The organism is Agrobacterium sp. ST15.13.013 (genome assembly GCF_027956525.1).
Classification (GTDB): Bacteria; Pseudomonadota; Alphaproteobacteria; order Rhizobiales; family Rhizobiaceae; genus Agrobacterium; species Agrobacterium salinitolerans.
In genome coordinates this window covers 132324-142563 of sequence record NZ_JAQKGP010000005.1, presented here as the reverse complement: position 1 = coordinate 142563, position 10240 = coordinate 132324, and the positions used below count along the sequence as shown (strand labels likewise).

Genomic DNA, 10240 nt, shown 5'->3' with positions numbered 1-10240 from the left:
GCCGCGACCTTCTCCCCGGCGGGGAGAAGAAGCAGGCCACACCCGCTCGCTCCATGAAATCATTCAGTATCGGATTTTCGCCCGTCGTTTCACAACCGAAAGAAACGGCGCAGCTCCTGCGCCGTTTCCCCGAAGAAATGGCTTAGTAGCCCAGATCCTTCTTTGCCTCGTAGACCTTCATCGGGTCATCGGACGCCGTGTAGAGCTTGGATTCGGTCTGAATCCACTTCGGCGGCTCCTTCTTGTCCTTCAGATAGGCTTCAAGGGCGTCGAAAGCGGGTCCCGCCATGTCAGGCGTGAGTTCGACGGTGGCGTTGGCTTCTCCGGCCGCCATGGCCTTGAAGATGTCAGGCACCGCGTCGATGGAAACGATCTTGATGTCGGTTCCAGGTTTCAGGCCGGCTTCCTTGATCGCCTGGATCGCCCCAACGGCCATGTCGTCATTGTGGGCGTAGACAGCGCAGATGTCCTTGCCGCCGCCTTCCGCCTTGATGAAGCTCTCCATCACTTCCTTGCCCTTTGTGCGAGTGAAGTCACCCGTCTGCGAGCGCACGATCTTGATGTTGGCGTGGGAAGCGATGGCCTCTTCGAAACCCTTCTTGCGGTTGATGGCGGGCGAAGAGCCGGTCGTGCCCTGCAATTCCACAACCTTGCAATCCTTGGAGCCGACGTCCTTGACCAGCCAGTCGCCGGCAACCTTGCCTTCGTGAACCTGATCGGAGGTTACGGCCGTCAGGTAAAGATCGTCAGGAGCCTCTATCTGGCGGTCGAGCAGGATGACAGGGATTTTTTCTTCCTTGGCTTCCTTCAGCACGGCGTCCCAGCCCGTTGCGACGACGGGTGCAATCAGGATCGCATCGACGCCCTGCGCAATGAAGCCGCGAACGGCCTTGATCTGGTTTTCCTGCTTCTGCTGCGCGTCGGCGAACTTCAGCGTGACGCCGCGCTTCTCCGCCTGCTGCTTGGTGACGGTGGTTTCAGCCGCGCGCCAGCCGGATTCCGAACCGATCTGCGAGAAGCCGACGGTCAGCGATTGTGCGGAAACACTTGATGCAAGGCACAGCGAAACGGCGACAGTAACTGTCGCGAGAGCTTTTCTCATCTTAATCCTCCCAGAGATGATGTCAGCGTGACGCCAACACTATGAGCATATAGTAATACTCTTGAAAAGAGGCATTTTCGAATAATTGAATTTTTGGGCACGGTATTCATTTGCAAATTTTAGCATTTAACTTGTGATATCAATTAGATGTATAATTCGAGTTTGCCGTTTTGAACGATCTTGTCTGCCGCGTCTTCTGGTGTCGCCGCGCTTGACAGCGTATGATTTTATCTAATAGTAATACAAATAAGAAAGCGATTTTTGTCGGAATTTTCGCGCCCCCGGGACGAAATTTAGTCGGCAAAAGAGGGAGGGAGATTCCGTTGCGTAATCCCGCGATGGGCGTAAATGCCGAAAAATATTCGGTTAAAGCCGAAGTGCAGCTCGATGCCACTCGTCTGGGCTCACTCTGTCGGTTATGCGTGATCTCCGAAACGCTGATTCCATTTTCCTTGTGCGCAACATAAGCTTGTCGCATTTCGTAATATTTTACCGTTGGCCACTTCCGGCTGGAGACCCGCATCATGACGACATCTGATAATCTTCCTGCAACTCAGGGCAAGCTGCGTTCGCGCGCGTGGTTTGACAATCCCGCGAATGCGGACATGACGGCGCTTTATCTCGAGCGCTACATGAACTTCGGTCTCAGCCAGGCCGAACTGCAGTCCGATCGCCCGATCATCGGTATCGCGCAGACGGGCTCTGACCTTTCCCCCTGCAACCGCCACCACCTGGAGCTGGCAAACCGCCTGCGTGAAGGTATCCGTGAAGCCGGCGGCATCGCGATTGAATTTCCCGTGCATCCGATTCAGGAAACCGGCAAGCGCCCAACCGCCGGTCTTGACCGCAACCTCGCTTATCTCGGCCTCGTGGAAGTGCTTTACGGTTATCCGCTCGACGGCGTCGTCCTGACCATCGGCTGCGACAAGACCACGCCTGCCTGTCTCATGGCGGCGGCCACCGTCAACATTCCGGCCATCGCCCTTTCCGTCGGCCCCATGCTGAACGGCTGGTTCCGGGGCGAACGCACCGGTTCCGGCACCATCGTCTGGAAGGCGCGCGAACTGCTCGCGAAGGGTGAGATCGATTACCAGGGCTTCGTCAAGCTCGTCGCCTCGTCGGCTCCCTCCACCGGTTATTGCAACACCATGGGCACGGCAACGACCATGAACTCGCTTGCCGAAGCGCTGGGCATGCAGCTTCCGGGCTCCGCCGCCATTCCGGCGCCTTACCGTGACCGTCAGGAAGTCTCCTATCTTACCGGCCTGCGCATCGTCGAAATGGTGAAGGAAGACCTGAAGCCTTCCGATATCATGACCAAAGACGCCTTCATCAACGCCATCCGCGTCAACTCGGCCATCGGCGGCTCCACCAACGCGCCGATCCACCTGAACGGCCTTGCGCGCCACGTCGGCGTCGAGCTGACGGTGGATGACTGGCAGACCTATGGCGAAGACGTGCCGCTGCTCGTCAACCTGCAGCCGGCCGGCGAATATCTGGGCGAGGATTATTACCATGCGGGTGGCGTTCCCGCTGTCGTCAACCAGCTGATGACCCAGGGACTGATCATGGAAGACGCCATGACGGTCAACGGCAAGACCATCGGCGACAATTGCCGTGGCGCGATCATCGAAGACGAGAAGGTCATCCGCCCCTATGAGCAGCCGCTCAAGGAGCGCGCCGGCTTCCGCGTTCTGCGGGGCAACCTGTTCTCCTCCGCCATCATGAAGACGAGCGTGATCTCGGAAGAGTTCCGCAACCGTTACCTCTCCAACCCGAACGATCCGGAAGCCTTCGAAGGCCGTGCCGTGGTGTTCGACGGTCCGGAGGACTACCATCACCGCATCGACGATCCGTCGCTGAAGATCGACGCCAATACCATCCTCTTCATGCGCGGCGCCGGTCCCATCGGATATCCGGGTGCGGCGGAAGTGGTGAACATGCGCGCACCGGATTATCTTCTCAAAGAAGGCGTCAATTCGCTGCCCTGCATCGGCGATGGCCGCCAGTCCGGCACGTCGGGGAGCCCGTCCATCCTCAACGCTTCACCGGAAGCGGCGGCCGGCGGCGGTCTCGCCATCCTGCAGACGGGCGACCGCGTTCGCATCGATGTCGGCCGCGGCAAGGCGGATATCCTGATTTCCGGCGAGGAACTGGCGAAGCGTTACGAGGCGCTTTCCGCCGAGGGCGGTTACAAGTTCCCCGACCACCAGACGCCATGGCAGGAAATCCAGCGCGGAATCGTCAGCCAGATGGAAACCGGCGCGGTTCTGGAACCGGCCGTGAAGTACCAGCGCATTGCCCAGACCAAGGGCCTGCCGCGCGACAACCATTAACATCCATCGTCGGATTTGCGCGGCCTCGAGGTTTTCCCGGGGCCGCTTTTCGTTTGGTTTGACGGTAAACTGAAAATATCGAGGTTACGGCGCTTGTCTGGCGCAGTAGCCCACGCGCCCCGTAGCGATGAGGCAACGGAAAACCTATTTTGCCGATGGTTTAAAAGCTTGCCAGGCAGGCGTCAGATCACCGGGTAAAGCGACCAGAAGAACAGCTCATATTCCTGATCGCGGTCGTCATCGTGCGACTCGTCGTCGGGTCTGCGCGGCGTTTTGTCCTGAAACTCGGTCTCCATCCGCTCCTTGACGACGGGCATCCTTCGGCCGATGCCAAAGAGGTCAAAGGAGAGCATGTTGAAACCTGCTACCATGGCCATTTCCCTTCTTCACGCGAGTTAACAGTGTGTTAAGTTTCGCGCGTTGCCATGATTTCGTCAAGATTGGCCGGGGAATTTGTCTACCATTTTTAACGACAATGCCGTGACTGACATTTCAACGCTGCAGGATTCGGCGCAATGAACGTTTATCAGGGGCGTTGAACGCTGTTCGCAGGAGAGTCAAAATAGGTTTTTTCGGCCGCTTCCAGCGCGGAATCGGTATCTGCGGCATGGCCGAGGCTTTTCAGGGCGCTGGCGAAGGCCGCGATATTGGCTTTCACAGCCTCCGGATGCGCCCGCCGACCGGTGTGATTGAGCCTTATCAGTCGTTCAGCGCCGGGGCCAACACCGTAAGAAAGATCTGCGCCCTGTTTTTTGGATGCAGCCGCGAGAAAATCTCCGGCTTCCAGGGTATCCGGCAGGATCGCCGTGGAAACGAGGGCGGAGGCGTGCGCCTCCTCCACCCAGGTCAGGATACCGAGCGCCCTGATGCCGCTCCGGGTGGCCGCCGCCGCTCTTTCGTGGCGTTCGTTGGCGGATGCCAGACCTTCCGCCTCTATCCTGTCGAGGGCGGCCTCCAGCGCGTAGAATTCCAGCGGAGCGGGCGTTCCGGGCAGCGCGCCGCGGCCGGCATCGAGCCAGAGTTTTTTCTGGTCCAGAAGCGAGAGCATGGAGTTTTCCAGCGCCCTACCATGCGAAAATAGATCCCACGCCCTTTCACTGATGGAAATGGCGGAAACCCCGGCCGGGCCTGCCAGCGCCTTTTGCGGGCCGATGACGGCGATATCGATGCCCAGCCGGTCGACCTCGAAGGCATGGCCGCCGATGGACGCCACGGCGTCGACAAGGGTCACTATACCCCTTTGCCGAGCGAGCGCGGCAATGGCGGGCAGGGGGTTGAGAATGCCGCTTGCCGATTCCGCATGGACGATGGCGAGAAGATCGAAGTCCGGGCCCTCGTTCAACGCCCGCTCCACCTCCTCCAGCGTGACCGGCTTTGCGGGACTGGCCGTCAGGTTGCGCACCGTCGCGCCGCCTCTATTGAGCCAGCCGCCGAACCATGCGCCATAGGGGCTGGTGACGATGTTGAGCGCTCTAAGACCCGGTCGGGCAAGGCTCGTCGCCGCCGCCTCGAGTGCCAGCACGGCTTCCGCCTGTATGAGAAGGACGTCGTTGCCCGTGCCCATCAAGGCTGCCAGTCGATCAGCCAGAATGGCGTAACGCTCCGCGGGAAAAGCGGGTGGGTCAAGCAGCAATGCATAATCGGGAACGGGCATGTCTTTTCCTTACGTGGCAATGGTCAGGCGCGGTGCGGCGTCGATCAGGGTTCTGGCGGTCGAGGATTGCGGCGCCGAAACGATATTTCCCGTCCTGCCGATTTCAACGATCTGTCCCGCTTCCATGATGGCGACGCGGTGGCAGACGGCGCGGATGACCGCGAGATCATGGGAGACGAAAATACAGGAAACGGCCGTCTCCCGCTGTATTTCCACCAGCAGTTCGAGGATTTGCCGGCGAACCGAAACATCGAGCGCGGAGACGGCCTCGTCCAGAATGAGAAGCGACGGTTCGAGCGCAATAGCCCGTGCAATCGCGACACGCTGTCTTTGGCCGCCGGAAAGCTCGAAGACCGAGCGGCCGGCATAGCTGGCGGGCAGGCCCACGCGCTCGAGAAGACGGTGTATTTCCGCCGCGCGGTCGCGTCTTTTCACCATGCGATGGATGCGCAGCGGTTCACCGATGGCATCCTCGACGCTGGCGCGCGGATTGAAGGCGCCATGCGTGTCCTGAAACACCATCTGCATATGCCGGCGGGCGGCGCGAAGCTTGCCTCCGTCAAGCGCCAGCCAGTCACGGCCTTTGAAATGGATCGTGCCTCCGTCGGGCGGGATCAACCGCATCAGAATGCGCGCCAGCGTCGATTTCCCGCAGCCGGAGGGACCGGCAAGTCCCAGGGTCTCGCCGGGCTGAAGCGAAAAGGAGATGTCGGAAAGCGCTGCCACTGTTCTTGCGCCGGTGCGATAGGTTTTCGACAATCCGTCGACCCGCAGAAGGGCTTCGTTCATGACGCGGCCTCGCTGATGAGCGGCGGAGTGGAGAGATCGAGATAATCGGCAAGCAGCGCGCGCGTATAGTCATGGGCAGGCGTGGAAAGCACCCGTCGCGTCGGGCCGTGTTCCACCAGCAGCCCCGCGCGCAGAACCGCGATCTCGTCGGCAAGGCTGGAGGCAAGGCCGATATCATGGGTGATGAACACCAGCGTTTTGTTTTCCCGCCGCACCAGATCGTCCAGCAGCATGGCGATGGCGGCCTGGCTGACGGTATCGAGCGCGCTCGTGGCTTCGTCGGCGATCAGGATCGAAGGATTGGCGGCAATGGCGGCGGCAATCGCCACGCGCTGCCTCTGGCCGCCGGAAAGCTGGTGCGGATAGGCGGCAAGCAGGTGGGAAGGATGCGGCAGCCGCACCCGGTCCAGAAGGTCGCGGGCAAGATCGCGCGCCTTCCTCCACGACAGATCGAGATGCCGAACGGCGCCTTCCGCCACCTGTTCGCCGATGGTGAGAACCGGGTTCAGCGTCGCGCCGGTATCCTGAAAGATCGTACCGATATCGCGCCCCGGCTGCGGCCTGCCGTGAAACAGGCCGCTATCGCGGCTCCAGGAAATATCGCCGGAAACCCGCGCATTGCCGGGAAGAAGACCGGCAATGGCTCTGCCGAGCGTGGATTTTCCCGAACCGCTTTCGCCGATGATCGCCAGCCTCTGCCCCTGCCGGATCGTCAGCGAAACAGTCTGCAGTGCCGGTGCATCGCCTGCCGCATAAAAAACGCTGAGATCGTCGATCCGGCATAGCGCATTTCCGCTCATGGCTCTTGCCTCCTCGTTGCCATCGCCCTGTTGACGCCTTCTGCGAAAAGATAAACGCCGAGAACGGTGACCAGAAGGCCGATGCCGGGGATGACAGATAAAAACGCGGCCGAGCGCAGGACGTTACGTCCTTCAGCAATCATAGAACCCCAGGTGACTATATTGGGATCGCCAAGTCCGAGGAAGGACAGCGCCGCTTCGGTGAGAATGGCTGCCGCGACGATGATGGCGGCCAGCGCCAGAACCGGCGGCAGGGCATTCGGTAAAATCTGCCGGAAGGCGATTTCTAACGGATGCATGCCGATGGCGCGGGCGGATTGGACATAATCGCGCTCGCGTATGCTCAAGACCTGCGCCCGCATTAGCCGCGCCGGATCCGCCCATGCGCCGAGCGCAATGGCGAGAATGACAATGGGCATGGAAGGGCCGATGGTGCTGACGAAGGCGAGCGCGAGCAAGAAATTCGGCACGATCTGGAAGGCGTCGGTGACGCGCATCAATGCTTCATCCACGAGGCCGCCTGCAAAACCGGCAATGGTGCCGATGACGGCGCCGATCACAAGCGCCGCGGCGGCGGCGCCAATGCCAACGAGCAAAGAGGACTGCGCGCCGTGGGCAAGTTCGGCCAGCACATCTCGGCCGAGCCGGTCGGTGCCGAGAGGCAAAGCGGCATCCGTAAAGGGCGCGATCAGCGGCTCACCGGCGATGGCCAGCGGGTCACCGGGAAAAACGACGGGCGCGGCGAGCGCCGTCATGGCAAGCAGCACCAGAATGATGGCGCCTGTGGCGCCTTCGAAACTGCGCAGCAGCCGGAGAGCGAAACTCATGCCTGTCGCTCCCCGCTGCCGATGCGCGGATCGAGAACGGCATAGAGAATGTCGACGGCGAGATTGACGAGGATGACGAAGACGGCGCTTGTTAGAATAGTGCCCATCAAAAGCGGCGTGTCGCGACCGCTGACCGCCTCCTGCGCCAGCCGGCCAAAGCCGGGAATGGCAAAGACGCTTTCGATTACCACGCTGCCGCCCAGCATGGTTGCGGCCTGCAGGCCAAGCACGGTGACGAGCGGAAGAGCGGCATTGCGCGCGACATGGCGCAGCACGATCCGCCGTTTGGAAAGCCCTTTTGATCTGGCGAACAGCACGAAATCCAGCGGCCAGACCGCCGCCATGGCGGTGCGCATGACGCGCAGGAAAAGCGCGAGATAAATGAGGCCGAGGCTGGCGACCGGCAACACGAGATGGCGGGCAATATCGAGCGCCCTTGCAAATCCCTGTTTGCCCGAGGCGATGGTTTCGATGCCGGACGTGGGCAGCCATTTGAGTTGAACGGCGAAGACGATTGCGAGCACGAGGCCAAGCCAGAAGCCGGGCGTGGCGTAAAGCGCCAGCGAAAACGTTGAAAGCACGCGATCCGTCAGCCCGCCAGGACGCGCGCCCGCAACGATGCCAAGCCCGGTGCCGAGGATGAAGGCGAGTGTGGTAGCGCTGCCCATCAGGAGAAGCGTGTTCGGCAGTCGCTCGAGGATCAACCCCAGCACAGGGCGGTCGAAGGCAAGCGACCAGCCGAGATCGAGCCGCAGCACCGAGCTGGCATAGAGCCAGAAACGGGCCAGCACCGAACCGTTCAGGCCATATTGCTCGCGCAATACATCCCTGAGCCCGGCATCACCGCCGCCGATGGAGACGAGATAGGCGTCTACCGCGTCTCCGGATGCGGTTTCAAGCAGTACGAAGGTGAAGACGAGGACAATCAGCAGCACCGGAATGGCGCTGACTGCCCTACGCTTCAGCAATGTCGTTGCACGCTTCACGGCGCGTCCTCAGCCGTCGACCGTCGTATCCGCCCAGTTGGAAACGGCCCAGCGGGGATTGCTGGCGACATGTTTGACCGTATCGCGCGCCACGGTAATGAAGCCCCATTCGGCAACGTTGATCAGCGGCAGATCGGCGGCGACCTGCTTCTGGAAATCCTTGTAAAGCGCCGTGCGTACCGCCGTATCGACCGTTATCGCCGCATTGTCGATCAGTTCGTCCAGAGTCTTGTTCTCGTAACCGCCCTGGTTGGAGAAGCCGACGCCCGTCGGAATGCCGGAACGCACGAGAATGGTGGTGGAAATTGCCGGGTCGCCGCGGAAGACCGGCGGCGCGATGGCGAGATCGAAGGCATGATCGGTGTAAACGGCCTTCTGGTGAGCGGCTGAATCATTGTTGACCAATTCGGCATCGATGCCGATTTCCTGCAACGCCTGACGAAGATAGGAGCCGAACTGCCTGGTTTCATTAAAGTAAGGCGCCGGCAGAAGTTTCAGCGAGAAACGTGTTCCGTTCGGGCCGCGTGCATAACCCGCCTCGTCCAGCAGGGCGTTGGCCTTGGCCACATCGAAATCATAGGTCTCGACATCGTCGGTGTAGAATTCAGGGGCGTTCTTCGGTACCGGGCCGGTGGATGCCGTGGCGTAACCGAGAAAGACCTTGTCTATGACGAATTTTTTGTCGATGGCGTGGGCGATGGCCTTCCGGACCTTGAGGTCGGCCAGTTCCTTGCGGCGGTGGTTGATTTCCACCACCAGTTGATAGGTCAGCGCCTCGTAACCATCGGCGATGACCTTGATCCCAGGCACCTTCGAGATGCGGTCGAGATCGGCCAGCGGCACGGCGGAGAAGGCGGCCAGCTGTATTTCTTCCGCTTCCAGCGCCGAGGCAGCGGCTGCGCGGTCGGGCAAGACGCGATAGATGATCTCTTCGAGCTGCGGTTCGTCCTTGCCCCAGTAATTGGGATTGCGGGTCAGGCGATAATATTCGCCGGGTTTGTATTCGGCAAAGACGAAAGGCCCGGTGCCGACCGGTTTGGTATTGGCCGGGTTGGTGGCGATATCGGTGCCTTCATAAAGATGTTTCGGCACGACGCTGGTAACGACCGGCAGCGCGTTGCGGATGAGCTGGAACGGCGTTGGCTTGGAGAAGCGGAAGATTGCCGTGTGTTCATCCGGCGTGTCGACCTTATCGAGATTGGCAAAGACCAGCCGCCCGAGATTCTGCAATGGTTTCCAGACGTAGAGCGCCGAAAAGGCAACGTCCGCGGAGGTAAAGGGTTTGCCATCATGCCAGGTCACGCCCTCACGCAGCTTGAAGGTGGCGCTTAACCCGTCATCCGATCCCGCCCATTCGGTTGCGAGGCGCGGTTCCAGGCCGTCCTTGCCGTTGAAGGAGGCCTCGGCCAGCGGCTCGATGATCTTGCTGGCAATATAAAACACGCCGTTTGAGGCGACGATCGCCGGATTGAGGTTCTTCGGCTCCGAATCGGCCGCAACGATCAACCTTCCGCCGGGCGCCGCCTGCTGCGCAGCGGCAATGCCTGCCAGCCCCGTGGTTGCGGCAAGAAGAAGCGAGGTCTTGAGAAGCGAGCGACGGGACAGATGGACAGGCGACATGATTCACTCCGGAAATGAGGGCTGGACGGGCCTTTCCGCTTGGGCCGCGGCAGGCCGATCTTAAGGCTGCAACCTCGGCAGTGTCCACGTTAATTCGCGGGCTTTACAGCAATGATTTTACGTTGC

9 protein-coding genes are annotated in these 10240 nt (G+C 60.7%); 1 reads left to right on the top strand and 8 read right to left on the bottom strand.

Annotation, left to right across the window (positions count from 1 at the left end; all coding sequences use genetic code 11):
• Positions 1-142 precede the first annotated feature (142 nt).
• The gene (gene ytfQ / locus PL597_RS07550; protein ID WP_077984265.1) at positions 143-1102 is read right to left on the bottom strand and encodes a galactofuranose ABC transporter, galactofuranose-binding protein YtfQ; all 960 of its coding nucleotides are present in this window, start codon (positions 1100-1102) and stop codon (positions 143-145) included.
• A gap of 524 nt (positions 1103-1626) precedes the next feature.
• Here ytfQ and PL597_RS07545 point away from each other — a divergent pair.
• Positions 1627-3438 carry an IlvD/Edd family dehydratase gene (locus PL597_RS07545; protein ID WP_137411692.1) on the top strand — a complete coding sequence of 604 codons (1812 nt, stop codon included), beginning with the start codon at positions 1627-1629 and terminating at the stop codon, positions 3436-3438.
• Between the two features lie 182 nt (positions 3439-3620).
• Here the strand turns inward: PL597_RS07545 and PL597_RS07540 are convergent, their stop codons facing one another.
• The 7 genes from PL597_RS07540 to PL597_RS07510 all read right to left on the bottom strand — a co-directional run bounded on the left by PL597_RS07540 (position 3621) and on the right by PL597_RS07510 (position 10114).
• A complete protein-coding gene (locus PL597_RS07540) occupies positions 3621-3815 on the bottom strand; it encodes a hypothetical protein (RefSeq protein WP_077984263.1) in 195 nt (64 codons plus the stop codon).
• A gap of 149 nt (positions 3816-3964) precedes the next feature.
• Positions 3965-5092, bottom strand: a complete 1128-nt coding sequence (locus PL597_RS07535) for a pyridoxal-phosphate-dependent aminotransferase family protein (protein ID WP_271364876.1) — start codon at positions 5090-5092, stop codon at positions 3965-3967.
• 9 nt (positions 5093-5101) lie between these two features.
• Complete coding sequence (locus tag PL597_RS07530; protein ID WP_271364875.1) at positions 5102-5881, bottom strand: ABC transporter ATP-binding protein; 780 nt, start codon at positions 5879-5881, stop codon at positions 5102-5104.
• On the bottom strand, positions 5878-6681 hold the full coding sequence (locus PL597_RS07525) for an ABC transporter ATP-binding protein (RefSeq protein WP_077984260.1): 804 nt from the start codon (positions 6679-6681) through the stop codon (positions 5878-5880). Before PL597_RS07525 ends, PL597_RS07530 begins: the two co-directional genes overlap by 4 nt.
• Positions 6678-7508: an ABC transporter permease gene (locus PL597_RS07520; RefSeq protein WP_173990630.1), complete on the bottom strand. Its 831-nt coding sequence runs from the start codon at positions 7506-7508 to the stop codon at positions 6678-6680. The genes PL597_RS07525 and PL597_RS07520 overlap by 4 nt, the downstream gene beginning before the upstream one ends.
• Complete coding sequence (locus tag PL597_RS07515) at positions 7505-8494, bottom strand: ABC transporter permease (protein WP_271364874.1); 990 nt, start codon at positions 8492-8494, stop codon at positions 7505-7507. Before PL597_RS07515 ends, PL597_RS07520 begins: the two co-directional genes overlap by 4 nt.
• Before the next feature lie 9 nt (positions 8495-8503).
• Positions 8504-10114 (bottom strand): ABC transporter substrate-binding protein, encoded by a 1611-nt coding sequence (locus PL597_RS07510; protein WP_271364873.1) that lies wholly within the window; start codon positions 10112-10114, stop codon positions 8504-8506.
• Positions 10115-10240 lie beyond the last annotated feature (126 nt).